Below are 18168 nucleotides of genomic sequence, written 5' to 3'. Positions count from 1 at the left end.
TGGAATCGGACCCACCGGTGCCGAGGGCGGAGTAGGGGCCCCGACCGGGAAGACCCGGCCGGCGGCCGGTGTTGCCTTGCATGGCACAGTTCCCCCTTCTCCAGGAGATCCGACGTGTACGGCGACCCAGCGACGATCCGCAAGATCCTCACCGAAACCGGCGACACCTGGGCCGTCGTGGGCCTGTCGTCGAACCAGCGGCGCGCGGCCTACGGTGTCGCCGCGGTCCTCCAGCGCTACGGCAAGCGGATCGTGCCGGTCCACCCCAAGGCGGAGACCGTGCACGGTGAGCGGGGATACGCCTCCCTCGCGGACATCCCCTTCGACGTGGACGTGGTCGACGTGTTCCTGAACGCCGACCTCGCCGGAGCGGTGGCCGACGAGGCCGTGGCGAAGGGCGCGAAGGCCGTGTGGTTCCAGCTGGACGTCATCGACGAGGCGGCCTACGACCGCACCCGCGCCGCCGGCCTCGACATGGTCATGGACAGGTGCCCGGCGATCGAGATCCCCCGCCTGGGCTGAGCCCTCCGCCGCATCACCGAAATCCCGGCAGGCGCCGGGGCGCCGACATAATGACCGAGTGACCTCAGACGCCAACTCCGGTGCGCCACAGCGCTTTCCCGTCGTGATAGTCGGTGCCGGGCCCGCCGGGCTGACGGTCGGCAACATCCTGCGGGCCGCGGGCGTGGACTGCCTCGTCCTGGAGGTGGAGACCCGCGCGTTCATCGAGCAGCGGCCGCGCGCGGGCGTCATCGAGGAGTGGGCGGTACGGGGTCTGCAGCGGCGCGGTCTCGCCGACACCCTGCTGGAGCGCGCCCGGTTGCACACCGAGTGCGAGTTCCGCTTCGCCGGCGAGCGCTTCCGCTTCGCGTACGGCGAGCTGACGGGACAGCACCACTTCGTCTACCCGCAGCCTCTGTTGGTCACGGACCTGGTCCGCGAGTACGCCGACGTACGCGGCGGCGAGATCCGCTTCGGCGTGCAGGACATCCGGCTGCACGACCTGGAGACGCCCCGGCCGTCCGTGTCGTACACCGATGGCACGGGTGAACAGCACCTGGTCGAGTGCGAGTTCGTGGCCGGCTGCGACGGGGCCCGCGGGGTGACCCGCACGGTCCTGCCCGGGACCACGGACATCGCCCGCCACGACTACGGCATCGGCTGGCTGGCGCTGCTCGCCGAGGCGCCGCCGTCCTCCGACTGCGTCCTGTTCGGCATCCACCCGAACGGTTTCGCCGGGCACATGGCCCGCAGCCCCGAGGTCACCCGCTACTACCTGGAGTGCCCGCCCGGCGACGACCCCGAGAACTGGCCCCACGACCGCGTCTGGGCCGAACTCCAGCAACGCCTGGGCGCGGACGGCACCCCGCCGCTGACCGAGGGCCGGCTGATCGAGAAGCGCGTCCTCGACATGCACGACTACGTGGTCGAGCCGATGACGTTCGGCCGCCTCTTCCTCGCGGGGGACTCCGCCCACCTCACCGCGCCCATAGCGGCGAAGGGCATGAACCTCGCCCTGCACGACGCCTTCCTGCTCGGCGACGCGCTCGTCGCCTACCTCGGCAAGGGCGACGGGAGCGGCCTCGACGGCTACTCGGAGGCCTGTCTGCGGCGCGTGTGGGACTACCAGGAGTTCTCCCAGTGGCTCTCCGAGGTCTTCCACGGCACCTCGTCGGGCGACGAGTACCGCGCGGGCACCACCTTCGCCCGCCTCCGCCGCCTGTTCACCTCACCCGTGGCGGCCGCCGCCTTCGCGGAGCAGTACCTCGGTACGGCGGCCGCGTACTGATCCCTCAGTCGTGCACCGGCCGGTCGCTGAGCCGGTGGTCGGCCACGTTCAGGGCCTCGTCGACGAGCCGGCGCAGATGGCCGTCGCGCAGGGTGTAGATCACCCGGCGCCCCTCCTTCCGCGTGTTCACCAGCCCGGCCAGCCTGAGCCGCGCCAGGTGCTGACTGACGGCGGGCCGGGCCGCCCCGCAGGCCTCCGTGAGCGTCGTGACATCGGCTTCTCCCCCGGTCAGAGCGTGCAGCAGGGTGAGGCGGGTGCGGTCGCCGAGCAGGGCGAGGATCTCGGCGGCGAGCGCGAACTGCTCCTCGCCGGGGGTGCGCGGGTGCGCATCGTGTGCAGTTGATAGGTGCATGCGTGCGCTCATACGCACATAATGGCTCCGTGGGCGCGGTACGTCCACCACCGGCGCACATCGGAAGGGGCACCACGTGAGCGACCACGACCACGGGCATCACCATCACCACGCCCATGAACACCGGCGCGGTCTCCGCCACCGCCTCGCCCATCTCCTCACCCCCCACTCCCACGAGACCGCCGACAAGCTCGACTCCGCCCTGGAGTCCTCCGCCCGCGGCATGCGCGCCCTGTGGGTCTCGCTGGCGGTGCTGGGAGTCACGGCCCTGGCGCAGGCGGCCGTCGTCGCCGTGTCCGGGTCCGTCGCGCTGCTCGGCGACACGGTGCACAACGCGGCGGACGCGCTGACCGCCGTACCGCTGGGCATCGCCTTCGTGCTGGGCCGGCGTGCGGCCACCCGCCGTTTCACGTACGGCTACGGACGAGCCGAGGATCTCGCGGGCATCGTGATCGTGCTGACGATCGCCGCGAGCGCGGCCTTCGCGGGGTGGGTGGCGATCGACCGGCTGCTCGATCCGCGCCCGGTGGCGCACGTCCCGGCGGTCGCCGCGGCCGCGCTGGTGGGCTTCGCGGGCAACGAGTGGGTCGCCCGCTACCGCATCCGGGTGGGCCGGGACATCGGCTCGGCGGCGCTGGTGGCGGACGGACTGCACGCCCGCACCGACGGGTTCACCTCACTGGCCGTGCTCGTCGGGGCCGGCGGCTCGGCCCTGGGCTGGCAACTCGCCGACCCGATCGTGGGGTTGGCGATCACGGCCGCGATCGCACTGGTCCTGCGGGACGCGGCGCGCGAGGTGTTCCGGCGGGTGCTCGACGCCGTCGACCCGGATCTCGTGGACCGGGCCGAGGGCGCGCTGCGGGAAGTCGAAGGGGTGCGCGCGGTGGGCGAGTTGAGGCTGCGCTGGATCGGGCACCGGCTGCGCGCGGAGGTGGCGGTCGTGGTGGACGGGGAGATGACGGTACGTCAGTCGCACGCGGTCGCCGTGGCGGCCGAGCACGCTCTGCTGCACGCGGTGCCCCGCCTCACGGCAGCCCTGGTGCACGCCGATCCGGACCCGGCCCCGGGCGAGGCGGACCCGCATCACGCCCTCGCCCACCACACCGCCCCGGCCTGAGGTCAGGCGAAGCTCACCTGGTCAGGCGAGGCCGAGCCCCTCCAGCACCACGGCTCCCGGGAGCTCCGCGAACGCCTTGCCCGGCACGAGCAGCTTCCCGCGCCGACGCCCGCTGCCGACCAGGACGTACGGCAGGTCGACCACCGCCGAGTCGATCAACAGCGGCCAGTCGGCGGGGAGTCCGACCGGGGTGATGCCGCCGTACTCCATGCCGGTCTCCCCCGTCGCCGTGTCCATCGAGGCGAACGACGCCTTGCGGGCGCCGAGTTGGCGGCGGACGGCCCCGTTGACGTCGACCCGGGTGGTGGACAGCACCACGCACGCGGCGAGGGTGGTCTCGCCGCCGCGCTTGCCGGCCACCACCACACAGTTCGCCGACTGCTCCAGGAGCTCCCGGCCGTAGTGCTCCACGAAGACCGCGGTGTCGGCCCACTGCGGGTCGGTGTCGACGTACACGAGCTGCTCGGCGGGGACGCTGCCGCTCCAGTGGCGTACGGCGTCGGCGACCGGGCGGATCAGCTCGTCGAGGGCGGCGGGGGCGGGGGTGGCGTGGTCGAAGTGTCCGATGGGTGCGTCCATGACGGCACGCTAACAGCCGCTCAGGACACGCCTGGTACCGAGACCGCCAGCATCCACTGGGCGGGCACGTCGCCCTGATTGGCGTACACGTGCTCGGCGTTGGCCTCGAAGGTGACGCTGACCCCGGCGGGGATCCGGTGCTCGACGCCGTCGACGGTCAGGGTCATCTCGCCCTCCGTGACATGCAGGATCTCGACCGTCCCGGCGGGGTGCGGGTCCGACCTGCTGCTCTCGCCCGGCATCATCCGCCACTGCCACATCTCCAGCGGGCCGGGGGCGTCCGCGCCCGCGAGCAGCCGGCTCCAGCTGCCCGCGTCCGTGCTCCACAGCCGCACCACCTGCTCGGGCGGGACGATCCGCACCTTCGGGCCCTGCTCGTAGTCGAGGAGCGTGGTGATGCTGATGCCGAGGGCGTCGCCGATCTTCACGACCGTGCCGAGGCTGGGGTTGGTGCGGGCCTGCTCGATCTGGATCAGCATGCCCCGGCTGACCCCGGCCCGGGCGGCGAGGGTGTCCAGGGTGAAGCCGCGCTCGGTCCGCCAGCGCTTGACGTTGCGCGCCAGGGACTGGGTCAGCAGGTCGAGGTCCGACACATCACGTCCAATATTCTGTATGACACAGTGCAACTGAATGAACTACGGTGGGGTGCACCCGATCGTTCACCGAACTGTACTGCGAGGCGAGCCGTGACAGCATTCTTCGCCCTGGCCACCAGCCTGTTGTGGGGCCTGGCCGACTTCGGCGGCGGGGTGCTGACCCGGCGGCTCCCGGCGCTCACGGTGGTGGTGGTCTCGCAGGCGATCGCGGCGGGAGTGCTCGGGGCGATCGTGGTGGCGACGGGCGGCTGGAGCGAGGCGGGTCCCCGGCTGTGGTTCGCGTTCGCCGCGGGGCTGGCCGGCCCGGTCGCCCTGATCTGCTTCTACAAGGCGCTCGCGCTGGGCCCGATGGGGGTCGTCTCCCCGCTGGGCACGCTGAGCGTGGCGGTCCCGGTCGGCCTCGGCCTCCTCCTCGGCGAGCGTCCCGGGCCGGTGCAGATCGCGGGCATCGCGGTGGCCGTCACCGGAGTGGTCCTGGCGGGCGGCCCACAGCTGCGCGGAGCTCCGGTGCAACGCCGGGCGATCGTCCTCACCCTGATCGCGGCGCTCGGCTTCGGCACGGTGTTCGCCCTGATCGCGGAGGCGTCCACGACCGTGACCGGTCTGTTCCTGGCCCTGTTCGTGCAGCGCATGGTCAGCGTGGCGGCAGGGGGCGCCGCGCTGTACGTCTCGGTGCGACGGGGCGTCCCCGCCCTCCCGGCCACCGGCTTTCCCTGGCCGTCCCTCCCCGCGCTCGCCTTCGTCGGCCTCGCGGACGTGGCGGCGAACGGCACGTACGCGGTGGCCGCACAGCACGGCCCGGTCACCGTGGCCGCCGTCCTCGCCTCGCTCTACCCGGTGGTCACGGCCCTGGCCGCCCGTGGCTTCCTCAGCGAACGCCTCCGCACCCTCCAGGCGGCAGGCGCGGGCCTGGCCCTGATCGGCACCCTGCTCCTCGCGACGGGCTGACCCTGCACCACGCCTGCTGACCCCCGGCGGGGCGACGGCCGCGGGCCGGGCCACGGTCGGCCCCACTTCGCACCACGTCGAACCGCCCCGCCCACCCGATGCCCCAACGGCGCGCGTGGGCCCGACCCTGGCAGCACCCTGCTCTTCGCAACAGACCGACCCGGCACCACGTCCACCCAACCGGCCGCCCGCGCGTTGACCCCACGGCCGGGCCCAACGGCGGCCGCGAGCCAGGCCCTGGCCGGCACCACTCCGCCCCTCGCAACCGGGCTGTCTGCGCACCGCGCCGAGCCGCCCCGCCCACCCGATGCCCCTACGGCGCGCACGGGCGCGGCCTGGCCGGAACGGCCGCCCGCCTGCCTGCCGACCCCACGGCGGGCACGAGCCTGGCCCCCCACTCACGACAGCCGACCGAGCACGACGCCCCCTCAGTCCAGCCCCGCCAGTCGCTTCGCCCCGTCCTCGGTCAGTTCGGCGAGCTTCGCCGCTGTCTCCTCGTCCAGGCCGGCCAGGGCGTTGAGCTGTTCCGCCGTGGCTCCCTCGGGTATCGGCACCGGGGCCGGGGTCCTGAGCGGTGGCTGCCAGCCGTCCTCGGCGGTCCATCGGCGTACGACCCGGGCGGGCGCCCCCGCCACCACGGCGTGGTCCGGCACCACACCCCGGACCACGGCCCCGGCGGCGACCACGACGTTCCGTCCGATCCGCGCCCCCGGCAGAATCACCGCCCCGGTTCCGATCCAGCACCCCGGCCCGATCTCCACCGCCTCCATCCGCGGCCACTGCTTGCCGATGGGCTCGTGCGGATCGTCGTAGGAGTGATTCGTGGACGTGACATAGACGTACGGCCCGAAGTAGCAGTCGCTGCCGATGGTGACCGTGGTGTCGGCGATGACGTGGCTGCCGCGCCCGAGCACGACCCCGTCGCCGATGCGCAGGATGGGCTCGGGGCCCAGGTCGAGGTCGGGCATCAGGCCGGCGGTCAGGGTGACCTGCTCGCCGACGATGCAGTGGGAACCGACGTGGATCCACGGCTCACCGAACACCGTGCCGAGCGGAAACGCCAGCCGGGTGTGCGCCCCCAGCGCGCCGAAGCGGAAGCGCCCCGGGCGCTCGGCGGTGACGGAGCCCGTGCGCTGCACCCAGGCCCAGCCCGAGTGCACGGCACGCTGTACGAGACGGCCCCGCCAGGATGAGAACGTGTTCTTACTCTTCGGCACGACCTCACCGTACTGAGCACACACCGCCCGCATGAGCCCGAGGGCTTGTGATCTACGCCCCACCGGGTGGCGTACGGTTCGGGGACATCAGGAACCAGGAGGCGAAATGGCGCACAAGGCGTTGATCACGGGCATCGGCGGAAGAGAACCGAAGATCGACGGGGAGGCCTTCGTGGCGCCCACCGCGTCGGTGATCGGGGAGGTGACGCTCCAGGCGGGGGCGAGCCTCTGGTACGGCGCGGTGGCCCGCGGCGACGTAGAACGCATCTCAGTCGGCGCCCAGAGCAACATCCAGGACAACTGCACCCTGCACGCCGACCCCGGGTTCCCGGTGACGATCGGCGAGCGGGTGTCGGTGGGGCACAACGCCGTCGTCCACGGCGCGACGGTCGAGGACGACTGCCTGATCGGCATGGGCGCGACGGTGCTCAACGGCGCGGTGATCGGGGCGGGTTCCCTGGTGGCGGCCCAGGCACTGGTACCGCAGGGCATGCGGGTCCCGCCCGGTTCGCTGGTGGCGGGCGTGCCGGCGAAGGTGCGCCGGGAGCTGACGGAGGAGGAGCGTCAGGGGGTCACCCTGAACGGAACGCTCTACGCGGACCTGTCCAAGGCCCACAGCGAGGTGCACGAGGCACCGTAGGGTCAGTCGGCGGCCGGGACGGTCTCCGGTTCGGCCGCCTGCATCTGTGCCGTCGCCTTCTTCGCCTTGCGCTTCAGCACCAGCATCGAGGTCAGTCCGATCAGCACGGCCAGCACCAGTCCGAGCCAGGAGAACTTCTTCAGCCAGGACTCGGCGACGATCCCGACGTAGTAGATGACCGCCGTCGTACCGCCCGCCCAGACGATGCCGCCCAGCACGTTGGCGGTCAGGAACTTCCAGTACGGCATCCGCAGCACACCGGCGAGCGGCCCGGCGAAGATCCTCAGCAGGGCGACGAAGCGGCCGAAGAACACCGCCCACATGCCCCACTTCTCGAAGGACCGCTCCGCCGTGGCGACATGGCCCTCGCTGAAGTGTCTCGGGAACCTGTCGCCCAGCCAGGTGAGCAACGGCCGGCCGCCCTTGCGTCCGATCGCATAGCCGATGGAGTCACCGATCACCGCCCCGGCGCTGGCGCACGCGCCGAGCACGAGGGGGTTGATCCCCGCGTGCTGCGAGGACAGCAGCGCGGCGGAGACCAGGATGATCTCGCCCGGCAGCGGAATGCCCAGGCTCTCCAGGCCGATGACCAGGGCCACCAGGGCGTAGACGGCAGCCGGGGGCACGGTGTCGAGCCATTCCTGGACGTGCAACGCCGGTTCCTCCTGAGTCGCGTTCCCGGCGCGCGCCAACTGCCGACGCACGCCGGGGCAGCCTACCGGTTCACGAGAGCCGGCGTCCGGATCACCGGCTCAGCGGCCGACGCCCCGCCCCATACCGGCGACGAGTACGCCAAGGGCCGATGCACCGGGTGCCGTCACCGAGGTCACGGTGTCCACGACCGCGCCCGCCGCCGATCCGGCCTGCTCGACCGGTGCGGCAGGGAGCGGCGGAAGGGCCGACTGGGCATCGCTGTGGTCGACCTGGGCCACCCGTGTCCCGTACTGCTCGCGCGGGGTTCCTTGCGGGTCCGGCGACCGGCCGGGACTCCCGTCGCGGTCGGCGTCGGAACCGGGAGGCGACGCCGGGGCGAGAGAAGGCGCGCCCGGATCCCCGCCGGGCCCCCCGGAGGGGCGTACCGGCTCGGTGTCCTGCGGCGACCCGGTGCCCTGCTGGGCGGGCGCGCTCTCGTCGGCGGACTCCAGCAGCCAGCGCTGCCCCTTCGAACCGCTCCGCTCGGCGAGCACGACGGCCTCCCCCTCGCCGGGCTTGCCGGGCGCGACCAGGAGCCCCTTCCCGCGGCGCAGCAACAGTTCGCCGCGCACGGTGAGGTCGTAGCGGAGCTCTCCCGTGCGGGTCAGGCAGTCCGCGACCACGACCGACCGCTTCTCGGCGTCCGAGTCGAGGCAGAGCCCGGGGTCGGCCGCGCTGCGCAGCAGTCCGTCCTCCTGGTACGTCCACTGCTGGGACCCGGCGGAGGAGCACTGGGCCAGCACGGCCTTCGCACCGTTCGCGATCCGAGCGTCGTGGGTGTCGAGGCACAGGCCGGCGTCGGCGTTGCGGAGCCTGCCGTGGCCCACCGCGACGGGGTTGCCCATGGACGCCGTGGACGGGGATCCGACGCTCTGCGAGGCCGCCGACGGGCTCGGCAGCACGGTGTTGCCGCTCACCGCGCCCCAGGTGACGCCGGTCGTGGGGACACCGCCGTCGTCGGACCAGCCCTTGGTGACCAGTACCGTCGCGAGCAGGGCCAGGGAGGTCAGACCGGCGCCCACGAGAACGGCCCGGGCGCTCTTGCGCGGCTGGGCGCGCAGGCCTGCCGGGACGGGGCGGTGGCGCCCGCCGGGCTTCGTACGGGCCGAGCCGGGCTGGGCCGCGGCCGGAGGCTCGGCGGCACGCGCGGGCCGGGAGTCGAGATAGCGGTGGGCGCCCCAGCCGAGGACCGTCTCGGCGAGCAGCACCTCGAGACCGCCCTCGAAATGGCTGAGCTGTTCGGCGGCGTGACGGCAGTACCGGCATTCCGTCAGATGTTTGCGGACATCGGGCAGAAGCCCCCCGCCCCGACGAATCGGTACATCCAGGAGTCGGTTGTAGAAACGGCATTCACTGGTGGGCGCCAGTTCCCGGTGGGCACGGACGCACCCGGTGCGGAATTGCTCGCGCGCCTGCTCGAGGGCGGTCGCCGCCCGGGAGGCGTCCACACCCAGTAGACCGGCCGGTACGGATATGGGTTCGGCCTCGACTTCGGCATGCCACAACAGGCATTGAGAAGCACCGGGAAGTGCCCGGAATGCGCGCTCGGCGAGCAATCGCCTTTCTGGGGTGACGGACCTCGCCGCACGGAGACCACGGCCACCGATCGTCTTGCGAAGTTCCGGCAGCACGGCGGATATTTCGTCGTCCGCGGCCCACTCCTTGACGAACTCCCTCACCGCGACGAGAAGTTGGGGCCGCAGTGCACCATCACCCGCCCGGTCGAGCACGCGGTGAAATGCGGCCGCGGCCGCCATCGAGGCCGAACCCGACCAGGAGGCGAGGCAGATGACCGAGTACTCGTAGGTCGCCTGCCAGTGCCGCGCCATCAGCAGCGCGACGGCATGGCCGTCCACGCTGTTCTCTCCCAGCCGGGCCAGGAGATCGCGGTCGGACTCCGCCGGACTCGATCCGGGGCGTGGGGGGTAAGGGGGTCGTGGGGGGTAAGCGGATTGCACGGGACCAATTCCTTCCAAGCCGCAGGACCGCATGGAATATGCGGTCCTCGGAAAGCAGGCGCCTGATTGGTGCATACCTATGCCGCGTCAGATGTGACCCGGCCTTCGGGGGGGCGATCACCTTCGCACAATTTACGTACAGCAAACAAGAACATGGAGTGACCCATGTTCAAAAAGAAGCGAGTTCAGAAATGTTACCGCCGGTAGCCGCACCCTTATTCGAAATATACGTCTCCCGCTCCCGGCCAGGTCCACAGCGGGCTCCCAGGCGTCTTACGGTGCGTTCTCATCTCGCTGACGCAGCATGGCCCGCATGATCGTTCCCCACACGACCGACACCACCGCCCCCGCCCGCACGGTCCGCAAGGCGGTCGTCCCGGCCGCCGGGCTCGGCACCAGGTTCCTGCCGGCGACCAAGGCGACGCCGAAGGAGATGCTCCCGGTCGTCGACAAGCCGGCCATCCAGTACGTCGTCGAGGAGGCCGCCGCGGCCGGGCTCGAGGACATCCTGATGGTCACCGGCCGCCACAAGCGGGCCATCGAGGACCACTTCGACAGCGCCTTCGAACTGGAGCAGGCCCTCGCGGCCAAGGGCGACTCGGTACGGCTCGACGCCGTACGCGATCCCGCGCGCCTGGCCGACATCCACCACATCCGTCAGGGCGAGCCGCTCGGTCTCGGCCACGCGGTGCTGTGCGCCCGCCGCCACGTCGGCGACCAGCCGTTCGCCGTCCTGCTCGGCGACGACCTGATCGACCCGCGCGAGACCCTGCTCAGCACGATGCTCGACGTCCGCGAACGGTACGCCGGGAGCGTGGTCGCCCTCATGGAGGTGCCGCGCGAGCAGATCCACCTCTACGGCTGCGCGGCGGTGGAGCCGACGGAGGAGGAGGGCGTGGTCCGGGTGACCGGCCTCGTGGAGAAGCCCTCCCCCGAGAATGCCCCCAGCGCCTACGCGGTCATCGGCCGCTATGTCCTCGACCCCGCGGTCTTCGGCGTCCTGGACCGCACCCCGCCGGGCCGCGGCGGCGAGATCCAGCTCACCGACGCCCTCCACACCCTCGCGACCGGCGGCACCGTCCACGGCGTCGTCTTCGACGGCCTCCGCTACGACACCGGCGACAGGGCGGACTACCTCCGCACGGTGGTCCGCCTGGCCTGCACCCGCACCGACCTGGGCCCGGAGTTCATCGACTGGCTCAAGGGGTTCGTGGCGGAGCTGGAGCGGGGAGAGGGGCTCGGACGGGGGCGACGGTGGGCGGCTTGAGCGAGGGAGGCAGGGCGAGGCCGGGCCCCCGCCCTGCCACACCCTCCGGCGCCCCGGGCCACGCCCGGCGAGTTCCCCGGACTCAGCCGTTGGGCCGCAGTGTCCACACCACCGTCATCTCACCCGTGACCGCCCCGTCCGCGCGGCGGATCTCGATGGTGACCGGGAACTCGGGGCGCTCGCCCGCGTCGAGCTGGGCGACGATGTCGGAGGCCGGGCGGCCCAGGGTCGCCGTGGCGGTCACCGGGCCCATCGCGAGCTTGCGGTAGGCGATCTCCGCGTGGACGGCGAGCGGTACCGCGCGCGAGAGCTGGTCGCCGAACGCGGCCAGGACGACCGCCCCACTGGCCGACTCGCCGAGCGTGAACATCGCCCCGGCGTGCGGTCCGCCCACGTGGTTGTGGAACTCCCCCTGGTCGGGCAGGGCGACCACGACCTTCTCCGGGCCGGTCTCCAGGAACTCGAGGTTCAGGGTCCGGACCATGGGCACGGTGACGGCGAGCATCTCACCGACGGACATCTGGTCTGCGCTCATGTCCGCGAGGTTACCCACGAGTAGATCGCGCTGACCAGGGCCGGGACCAGTGATCGACGTCTCCTTGCGCGCGGTGCCGCATCCCGATCCGCCCCTCAAAGGGTTTGGCAAGTCGCCACCCCGGCGGCGATAGTCGCCCGGTGACCCCCTCCGCCGACTCCTCCCGCGCCCGCAGACCCGCCTGGGCGAGCCGCAACTACGGCCTGCTGACCGCCGCCGCGTTCGTGACCAACCTCGGCAGCAACGGCGCCCTCATCGCCGCCGCGTTCGCCGTCCTGGAGGCGGGCGGCGACAGCGGTGACGTGGGCCTGGTGGCCGCCGCGCGCACGCTCCCGCTGGTGGTGTTCCTGCTGATCGGCGGCGCCGTGGCGGACCGCGTGCCCCGGCACCGCGTGATGGTCGCGGCCAACACCCTCAACTGTCTGTCCCAGGCCGCGTTCGCCGTCCTCGTCCTGACCGGTGAACCCCGGCTGTGGCAGATGATGCTGCTCACCGCGCTCGGCGGAACGGGCCAGGCGTTCTTCAGCCCGGCGGCCGAGGGCATGCTGCTGTCCTCGGTGAGCGGCGAACAGGCCGGCCGGGCCTTCGCGGTGTTCCGGATGGCGATGCAGGGCGCGGCGCTGGGCGGCGCCGCGCTCGGCGGGGCGATGGTCGCCGCGGTCGGCCCCGGCTGGGTGCTCGCGGGGGACGCCGTGGCGTTCGCGGTCGCCGGTTCGCTGCGCTCCTTCCTGGACGTCAGTCACATCCCGGCCCGCCCACCGGGGGCCGGCGTGCTCGCCGACCTCCGCGACGGCTGGCGGGAGGTCTCGGGCAGGCCGTGGCTGTGGGCCATCGTCGTGCAGTTCTCCCTCGCCAACGCCGTTCTGGGCGCCGCCGACGCGGTCTACGGCCCCCTCGTCGCCCGCGACGACCTGGGCGGCGCGGGCCCCTGGGGCGTGGCCCTCGGCTTCTTCGGCGCCGGCACGGTCGTCGGCGCCCTCCTCATGACCCGGTGGAAGCCGCAGCGGCTGCTGTTCGTGGGCATCCTGTGCGTGTTCCCGTTGGCGCTGCCGTCCGCCGCGCTGGCCGTACCGGTCTCGGTGCCTCTTCTGTGCACGGCGATGTTCGTGGCCGGCGCGACCGTCGAGGTGTTCGGTGTCTCCTGGATGACCGCCCTGCACCAGGAGATACCGGAAGACAAGCTCTCCCGGGTCTCGGCCTACGACTGGTTCGGCTCGGTGGCCCTCGTGCCGCTCGCGGCCGCGCTGGCGGGCCCGGCGGAGTCGGCGTTCGGACGCTCCGCGGCCCTGTGGGGCTGCTCGGGCCTGATCGCGGCGGTCACGGCAGCCGTCCTGTTCGTACCCGACGTCCGGAACCTGCGCCGGAGCACCAAGCGGGTCGCACAGGTCGCCGTGACCGACTCAGCCGATACCGAACGCTCCGTCGGGGGGCTCGGGTGACGCCACGGCCTCCGTGTCCCGCACCGGCCGTGCCGCACCGATGAACGTCCGCAGCCCGGCGCCGTGTTCGACCCGGGCGGGGAAGGCGTCGGCCGCCGTACGCCGTGCCAGAGCCGCCGTGTCGAGAGGCAGCCGCGCGGCGACGAGCACCGCGTTCCCGAACCGCCGCCCGCGCAGCACCGCCGGTTCGGCGATCAGCACGAGCTCCTCGAACACCTCGGCGAAGTTCGCGAGTTGGGACCGCAGAAAGGCGAAGGGCGCCGCGTCGGCGAGGTTCGCGAGATAGACACCGTCGCCCCGGAGCACGCGCGCGACCTCGCGGGCGTACTCCAGGGACGTCAGGTGCGCCGGGACCCGCGACCCTCCGAAGACGTCGGCGACCAGCACGTCGGCACAGTCAGCGGGGGCGTTTTCCAGCCAGACTCGGGCATCGGCCGCGTGCAGCGCGATCCCGGCCCCCTCGGGAAGCGGCAGATGCTCGACCACCAGCTCCAGCAGAGCCCGGTCGGCCTCGACGACGTCCTGCCGGGAGCCCGGCCGGGTGGCGGCCAGATACCGCGGCAGCGTCAGCGCACCCCCACCGAGATGTACGACGTCCAGCGCCCGCCCCGCCTCCCCCAGGCCGTCCAGAACGTGTCCGAGCCGCTGCGCGTACTCGAACTCCAGATACGTCGGCTCGTCGAGATCGACGTACGACTGCGGAGCCCCGTCCACGGTCAACAACCAGGCCCGCTCCCGATCGACATCAGGCATCAGCTTGGCGAACCCGTGATCGACGGCACGGGCGACGGGCAGGGACTCGGTCATCTGTACATTGTGCCTGTGCCGCAGCGCCCCTCAGGGGCGCGGGGAACTGCGCGACCAGCCACAACGACCGCGCAGTCCCCCACGAACCGAAACCCCCCTCACCCAAGGGCAGTGACGGTCCCCGCCCCCACGGTCCGCCCACCCTCACGGATGGCGAACCCGAGCCCGGGCTCAAGAGGCACGTCCCGGCCCAACTCCACCGTCATGACGACCTTCTCCCCCGGCCGCGCGACAGCGACCTCACCGAGGTCCACGTCCCCCACGACATCCGCCGTACGGATGTAGAACTGCGGCCGATACCCCGTGGAGACGGGCGTCGTACGCCCACCCTCACGCGCCGACAGCACATACACCTGCGCGGTGAAGCGACGGCTCGGCACCACACTGCCGGGCGCGGCCACGACATGCCCCCGCCGGACCGCGTCCCGGGGAACGCCCCGCAGCAGCAACGCCACGTTGTCCCCGGCCTGCGCCTCTTCCATCGGCTTGCCGAAGGTCTCGACCCCGGTCACCACCGTCTCCACGGCGGCCCCGAGCACGTCGACCCGGTCACCGACCCGCACGGTGCCCCGCTCGACCGCGCCGGTCACCACGGTCCCCCGGCCGGTGATGGTCAGCACGTTCTCGACGGGCATCAGGAACGGGGCGTCCAGATACCTTTCGGGGATGGGCACGTACGTGTCCACCGCGTCGAGCAGCGCCTCGATCGACGCCGTCCAGCGCGGGTCCCCCTCCAGGGCCTTGAGCCCGGAGACCCGTACGACGGGCACGGCGTCGCCGCCGTAGCCGTGCGCGGTGAGCAGTTCACGGACCTCCAGCTCGACGAGCTCGACCAGTTCCTCGTCGGCCGCGTCCGCCTTGTTGAGGGCGACCACCACGTGGTCGACGCCCACCTGCCGCGCGAGCAGCACGTGTTCGGCGGTCTGCGGCATGATCCCGTCGAGCGCGGACACGACGAGGATCGCCCCGTCGAGCTGCGCGGCCCCGGTGACCATGTTCTTGACGTAGTCGGCGTGGCCCGGCATGTCCACGTGCGCGTAGTGCCGGGTGTCGGTCTCGTACTCGACGTGCGCGATGTTGATGGTGATCCCGCGCGCGGCCTCCTCCGGGGCGCGGTCGATGCGGTCGAACGGCACGAACGTGCCGCTGCCGCGCTCGGACAGGACCTTGGTGATGGCGGCGGTCAGGGTGGTCTTGCCGTGGTCGACGTGGCCCATCGTGCCGATGTTCAGGTGCGGCTTGGTGCGCACGTAAGCGGTCTTGGACATGGCTGTACCTCGAAGCCTCTTCGTGTTCGCGGAAGAACGGGGACCCCAAGGACTTGCCGACCCTCCCCCTGCGGGGTCCGCCGGACGATCCGGGAAGGGTCAGCTTCGGGCGCCGTCTGCGGCGGCCAGGAACACGGGAACGGCAGCCTTCGGCGCATCCGCGACTGCGGATGCTGCGAGAGCGAAGGCGTACCGGAACATGACGCAGATCATGTCCGACGTGTCGTCCCACGTCGAACGGTTTTTGTGGCCGCCCGTCCACGCGAGCGGCGGCATCCATACGGCGATCACACATCCATGTCGGTTACCGTCACTGGATGCTCGATGCCACCACCCGCTCTGGGGGCACCGCCACGGCCACTCCCCCGGCCATCGCCACGGAGTTCGCTCTCCCCGTCCCCGCTCCGGTGCGTCTCACCGCCCGCTGCACGAGAGCGCTGCTGTCCCCGTGGTTCCGGCTCTCCCTGCTCGTCGCGCTGCTCGCGGGCGCCGCGTCCACGGTGCTGCTCTTCGAGCCCCAGAGACTGCTCTCCGACGGCTGGCCGCCCCAGCTCGGCGGGGTCGCGGCCGCGGTCGTGTTCGGGGTGGCGTACGGACTGTGCACAGTGGCGTTCGTGCCGCGGCCGCTGCTCAATCTCGCCGCCGGCGCGCTCTTCGGGTCCCAGCTCGGACTCGCCTCGGCGCTCGCCGGGACGGTGCTCGGGGCCGGCATCGCGTTCGGTCTGGGCCGGGTGCTCGGGCAGGACGCGCTGCGGCCGTTGCTGCGGGGCCGGTGGCTGAAGGCGGCGGACGGGCAGCTCAGCCGGCACGGCTTCCGCTCGATGCTGGTGGCGCGGCTGTTTCCCGGGGTGCCCTTCTGGGCGGCCAACTACTGCGCCTCCGTGTCCCGTATGGGATATGTGCCGTTCCTCGCCGCGACGGCGCTCGGGTCGATTCCGAACACCGCCGCGTACGTGGTGGCCGGGGCGCGGGCTTCCGCCCCGACCTCGCCGGCGTTCCTGATCGCCATGGCCGCGATCGCCCTGCCGGGGCTTGCGGGTGCGGTGGTGGCGTGGCGCAAGCGGCATCATCTGCGGCGCCCCTGACGCGCTCCGGTCACCCGCCGATCACGCCGGTCACACGCTTTCCAGAACCATCGCGTTGGCCAGTCCGCCCGCCTCACACATCGTCTGCAGGGCGTAACGGGCCCCGCGTTCGCGCATCGCGTGGACCAGAGTCGTCGTCAGACGGGTGCCGCTCGCGCCCAGGGGGTGGCCGATCGCTATGGCCCCGCCGTGGACGTTGACCTTGGCCGGGTCCGCGCTCGTCTCCTGCTGCCAGGCCAGGACCACGCTGGAGAACGCCTCGTTGACCTCGAACAGGTCGATGTCGTCGAGGGTGAGGCGGGCCCGGCGCAGGACCTGCTCGGTGGCCGGGATGACGCCGGTGAGCATGAGGACGGGGTCGGAGCCGGTGACGGCGAAGCTGTGCAGCCGGGCCAGGGGGCGCAGGCCCAGGTGTTCGGCGGTCTCGCCCGACGTGATGAGGACCGCCGAGGCGCCGTCGTTGATCGGGCTGGCGTTGCCCGCCGTGACGTTCCACTCGAGCTGCGGGAAGCGTTCGGCGAAGTTCGGGTCGTAGTAGGCGGGCTTGAGGCCGGCGAGGATCTCGGGCGTGCTGCCCGGGCGGACGCACTCGTCGCGGGAGACCCCGTCCAAGGGGGCCACTTCGGCATCGAAGAGGCCCTTTTCCCAGGCCGCCGCGGCCTTCTGGTGCGAGGAGACGGCGAAGGCGTCCATCTGTTCGCGGCCGATCGACCACTTGGCGGCGATGAGTTCGGCGCTGATGCCCTGCGGGACCAGGCCGTCCTTGTAGCGCTCGGCGATGCCTGGGCCGAAGGGGTCCTTGCCCTCGGGCACGTTCGACCACATCGGCACGCGGCTCATCGACTCGACCCCGCAGGCGACGACGATGTCGTACGCGCCCGCGATCACGCCCTGCGCGGCGAAGTGCACGGCCTGCTGCGAGGAGCCGCACTGGCGGTCCACGGTGGTCGCCGGGACCGTCTCCGGAAAGCCGGCCGACAGGGCCGCGTAGCGGGTGGTGTTCATGGCCTGCTCGCCGACCTGGTCGACGGTGCCGCCGATGACGTCGTCGATGAGCGCCGGGTCGACGCCGGAGCGCTCCACGAGGGCGCGAAGGGTGTGGGCGAGGAGTTCTACGGGATGCACGTGCGCGAGGGCGCCGCCTGGCTTGCCCTTGCCCATGGGAGTGCGTACGGCTTCGACGATCACTGCGTCACGCATGCTGTGGGCCTCCACGGCTACCAGTGAGTAGGAAATCCAAACTCACCATAGCTCGGTGAGTTGGAAAAACAAACCCTCACCTAGACTGGGCGTATGGCCGCCACCAAGGACCCGCGCCCCTGCTCGATCGCCGACGCCCTGACGCTGGTGGGCGAGAAGTACTCCCTGCTGGTGCTGCGGGAGGTCTGCCTGGGCAACGGCCGCTTCGACCAGCTCGTACGCAACATCGGGGCCCCGCGCGACATCCTGGCCACCCGGCTGCGCCGGCTCGTGGACGCCGGGATCCTGACCAAGCGGGTCTACAGCGAGCGGCCGCAGCGCTTCGAGTACCGGCCCACACAGGCGGGGCTCGAACTGGAGCCGGTGCTGCTGACGCTCATGGCGTGGGGCGACCGGCACCTGCGCGAGGACGACGACCGGCCCATGGTCCTGGAGCACAGCTGCGGCCATGAACTGGAGCCCGTCGTCGTCTGCTCCGCCTGCGGCACCACGGTGCTGCACGAGGACCTGACCTCCCACCCACAGGCTCCCGGCTGGACGGTGACGGGCCCGACGGCCGCGTAGGCGCCACCGGCCGCGGGCCCCGGCGGGCCCGCCCCCCTGGCCGGGCCGTCACCGCCGGGCGTTACGCTGCCCTCGCACCCCGATCACCGCGCCCGGTGATGTGGCGCGCCCGAC

20 protein-coding genes are annotated in these 18168 nt (G+C 72.1%); 9 read left to right on the top strand and 11 right to left on the bottom strand.

What is annotated here, in order from left to right; translation table 11 throughout:
• Positions 1-114: 114 nt before the first annotated feature.
• Complete coding sequence (locus tag ACGFWE_RS41825) at positions 115-522, top strand: CoA-binding protein (protein ID WP_352387059.1); 408 nt, start codon at positions 115-117, stop codon at positions 520-522.
• Positions 523-580: 58 nt separating this feature from the next.
• Positions 581-1789 carry a 4-hydroxybenzoate 3-monooxygenase gene (locus tag ACGFWE_RS41820; RefSeq protein ID WP_393605739.1) on the top strand — a complete coding sequence of 403 codons (1209 nt, stop codon included), beginning with the start codon at positions 581-583 and terminating at the stop codon, positions 1787-1789.
• A gap of 4 nt (positions 1790-1793) precedes the next feature.
• On the opposite strand, the gene ACGFWE_RS41815 is transcribed toward ACGFWE_RS41820, so the two are convergent.
• On the bottom strand, positions 1794-2153 hold the full coding sequence (locus ACGFWE_RS41815; protein ID WP_352387062.1) for a metalloregulator ArsR/SmtB family transcription factor: 360 nt from the start codon (positions 2151-2153) through the stop codon (positions 1794-1796).
• 64 nt (positions 2154-2217) lie between these two features.
• On the opposite strand from ACGFWE_RS41815, the gene ACGFWE_RS41810 reads away from it, so the two are divergent.
• On the top strand, positions 2218-3258 hold the full coding sequence (locus tag ACGFWE_RS41810; protein WP_393605737.1) for a cation diffusion facilitator family transporter: 1041 nt from the start codon (positions 2218-2220) through the stop codon (positions 3256-3258).
• A gap of 21 nt (positions 3259-3279) precedes the next feature.
• On the opposite strand, the gene ACGFWE_RS41805 is transcribed toward ACGFWE_RS41810, so the two are convergent.
• Both ACGFWE_RS41805 and ACGFWE_RS41800 read right to left on the bottom strand, forming a co-directional pair.
• Positions 3280-3837 (bottom strand): YbaK/EbsC family protein, encoded by a 558-nt coding sequence (locus tag ACGFWE_RS41805; protein ID WP_393605735.1) that lies wholly within the window; start codon positions 3835-3837, stop codon positions 3280-3282.
• Between the two features lie 20 nt (positions 3838-3857).
• Positions 3858-4430 carry an XRE family transcriptional regulator gene (locus ACGFWE_RS41800; RefSeq protein ID WP_352387067.1) on the bottom strand — a complete coding sequence of 191 codons (573 nt, stop codon included), beginning with the start codon at positions 4428-4430 and terminating at the stop codon, positions 3858-3860.
• Between the two features lie 93 nt (positions 4431-4523).
• Between ACGFWE_RS41800 and ACGFWE_RS41795 the strand changes: the two genes are divergently transcribed.
• Positions 4524-5381, top strand: a complete 858-nt coding sequence (locus ACGFWE_RS41795; RefSeq protein WP_393605733.1) for an EamA family transporter — start codon at positions 4524-4526, stop codon at positions 5379-5381.
• A gap of 428 nt (positions 5382-5809) precedes the next feature.
• Here the strand turns inward: ACGFWE_RS41795 and ACGFWE_RS41790 are convergent, their stop codons facing one another.
• Positions 5810-6598, bottom strand: coding sequence for an acyltransferase (locus tag ACGFWE_RS41790; RefSeq protein ID WP_352387071.1), 789 nt, complete (start codon positions 6596-6598; stop codon positions 5810-5812).
• A gap of 106 nt (positions 6599-6704) precedes the next feature.
• Here ACGFWE_RS41790 and ACGFWE_RS41785 point away from each other — a divergent pair, with 106 nt between their 5' ends.
• Positions 6705-7238: a gamma carbonic anhydrase family protein gene (locus ACGFWE_RS41785; RefSeq protein ID WP_393605732.1), complete on the top strand. Its 534-nt coding sequence runs from the start codon at positions 6705-6707 to the stop codon at positions 7236-7238.
• Between the two features lie 2 nt (positions 7239-7240).
• Here ACGFWE_RS41785 and ACGFWE_RS41780 read toward each other — a convergent pair whose 3' ends face one another.
• Both ACGFWE_RS41780 and ACGFWE_RS41775 read right to left on the bottom strand, forming a co-directional pair.
• Entirely contained in the window at positions 7241-7891 is a 651-nt protein-coding gene (locus ACGFWE_RS41780) for a DedA family protein (protein ID WP_393605781.1), read from the bottom strand.
• 99 nt (positions 7892-7990) lie between these two features.
• Positions 7991-9787, bottom strand: coding sequence for an RICIN domain-containing protein (locus ACGFWE_RS41775; RefSeq protein ID WP_393605731.1), 1797 nt, complete (start codon positions 9785-9787; stop codon positions 7991-7993).
• A 415-nt stretch (positions 9788-10202) separates the two neighbouring features.
• On the opposite strand from ACGFWE_RS41775, the gene galU reads away from it, so the two are divergent.
• A complete protein-coding gene (galU, locus tag ACGFWE_RS41770; protein ID WP_393605730.1) occupies positions 10203-11156 on the top strand; it encodes a UTP--glucose-1-phosphate uridylyltransferase GalU in 954 nt (317 codons plus the stop codon).
• Between the two features lie 82 nt (positions 11157-11238).
• Here the strand turns inward: galU and ACGFWE_RS41765 are convergent, their stop codons facing one another.
• The gene (locus tag ACGFWE_RS41765) at positions 11239-11676 is read right to left on the bottom strand and encodes a DUF4442 domain-containing protein (protein WP_393605779.1); all 438 of its coding nucleotides are present in this window, start codon (positions 11674-11676) and stop codon (positions 11239-11241) included.
• A gap of 155 nt (positions 11677-11831) precedes the next feature.
• Between ACGFWE_RS41765 and ACGFWE_RS41760 the strand changes: the two genes are divergently transcribed.
• Positions 11832-13130 (top strand): MFS transporter, encoded by a 1299-nt coding sequence (locus ACGFWE_RS41760; RefSeq protein WP_393605729.1) that lies wholly within the window; start codon positions 11832-11834, stop codon positions 13128-13130.
• Here the strand turns inward: ACGFWE_RS41760 and ACGFWE_RS41755 are convergent.
• The 3 genes from ACGFWE_RS41755 to ACGFWE_RS41745 form a co-directional block, all read right to left on the bottom strand.
• The gene (locus ACGFWE_RS41755) at positions 13092-13937 is read right to left on the bottom strand and encodes a fused MFS/spermidine synthase (protein ID WP_352387080.1); all 846 of its coding nucleotides are present in this window, start codon (positions 13935-13937) and stop codon (positions 13092-13094) included. The genes ACGFWE_RS41760 and ACGFWE_RS41755 overlap by 39 nt on opposite strands.
• 98 nt (positions 13938-14035) lie before the next feature.
• A complete protein-coding gene (tuf, locus tag ACGFWE_RS41750; RefSeq protein WP_352387082.1) occupies positions 14036-15205 on the bottom strand; it encodes an elongation factor Tu in 1170 nt (389 codons plus the stop codon).
• Positions 15206-15304: 99 nt separating this feature from the next.
• Positions 15305-15496, bottom strand: a complete 192-nt coding sequence (locus ACGFWE_RS41745; RefSeq protein WP_352387153.1) for a hypothetical protein — start codon at positions 15494-15496, stop codon at positions 15305-15307.
• 26 nt (positions 15497-15522) lie between these two features.
• On the opposite strand from ACGFWE_RS41745, the gene ACGFWE_RS41740 reads away from it, so the two are divergent.
• On the top strand, positions 15523-16290 hold the full coding sequence (locus ACGFWE_RS41740; protein ID WP_352387083.1) for a TVP38/TMEM64 family protein: 768 nt from the start codon (positions 15523-15525) through the stop codon (positions 16288-16290).
• Positions 16291-16320: 30 nt separating this feature from the next.
• Here the strand turns inward: ACGFWE_RS41740 and ACGFWE_RS41735 are convergent, their stop codons facing one another.
• Positions 16321-17490: a thiolase family protein gene (locus tag ACGFWE_RS41735; protein ID WP_393605727.1), complete on the bottom strand. Its 1170-nt coding sequence runs from the start codon at positions 17488-17490 to the stop codon at positions 16321-16323.
• A gap of 93 nt (positions 17491-17583) precedes the next feature.
• Here ACGFWE_RS41735 and ACGFWE_RS41730 point away from each other — a divergent pair, with 93 nt between their 5' ends.
• On the top strand, positions 17584-18054 hold the full coding sequence (locus tag ACGFWE_RS41730; RefSeq protein ID WP_352387087.1) for a winged helix-turn-helix transcriptional regulator: 471 nt from the start codon (positions 17584-17586) through the stop codon (positions 18052-18054).
• The last annotated feature ends 114 nt before the right edge of the window (positions 18055-18168 follow it).

The sequence above is a fragment of the Streptomyces sp. NPDC048523 genome (assembly GCF_043199815.1).
Lineage (GTDB): Bacteria > Actinomycetota > Actinomycetes > Streptomycetales > Streptomycetaceae > Streptomyces.
The sequence above is the reverse complement of the archived record's forward strand: the minus strand, read 5'-3'. Positions and strand labels throughout refer to the sequence as shown.

Excerpts from the sequence above, each read along its gene's own strand:
- ACGFWE_RS41815 (WP_352387062.1), bottom strand. The coding sequence starts at position 2,153 with ATGAGCGCACGCATGCACCTATCAACTGCACACGATGCGCACCCGCGC.
- ACGFWE_RS41805 (WP_393605735.1), bottom strand. The coding sequence starts at position 3,837 with ATGGACGCACCCATCGGACACTTCGACCACGCCACCCCCGCCCCCGCC.
- ACGFWE_RS41785 (WP_393605732.1), top strand. The coding sequence starts at position 6,705 with ATGGCGCACAAGGCGTTGATCACGGGCATCGGCGGAAGAGAACCGAAG.
- galU (WP_393605730.1), top strand. The coding sequence starts at position 10,203 with ATGATCGTTCCCCACACGACCGACACCACCGCCCCCGCCCGCACGGTC.
- ACGFWE_RS41765 (WP_393605779.1), bottom strand. The coding sequence starts at position 11,676 with ATGTCCGTCGGTGAGATGCTCGCCGTCACCGTGCCCATGGTCCGGACC.
- ACGFWE_RS41755 (WP_352387080.1), bottom strand. The coding sequence starts at position 13,937 with ATGACCGAGTCCCTGCCCGTCGCCCGTGCCGTCGATCACGGGTTCGCC.
- tuf (WP_352387082.1), bottom strand. The coding sequence starts at position 15,205 with ATGTCCAAGACCGCTTACGTGCGCACCAAGCCGCACCTGAACATCGGC.
- ACGFWE_RS41740 (WP_352387083.1), top strand. The coding sequence starts at position 15,523 with ATGCTCGATGCCACCACCCGCTCTGGGGGCACCGCCACGGCCACTCCC.
- ACGFWE_RS41735 (WP_393605727.1), bottom strand. The coding sequence starts at position 17,490 with ATGCGTGACGCAGTGATCGTCGAAGCCGTACGCACTCCCATGGGCAAG.
- ACGFWE_RS41730 (WP_352387087.1), top strand. The coding sequence starts at position 17,584 with ATGGCCGCCACCAAGGACCCGCGCCCCTGCTCGATCGCCGACGCCCTG.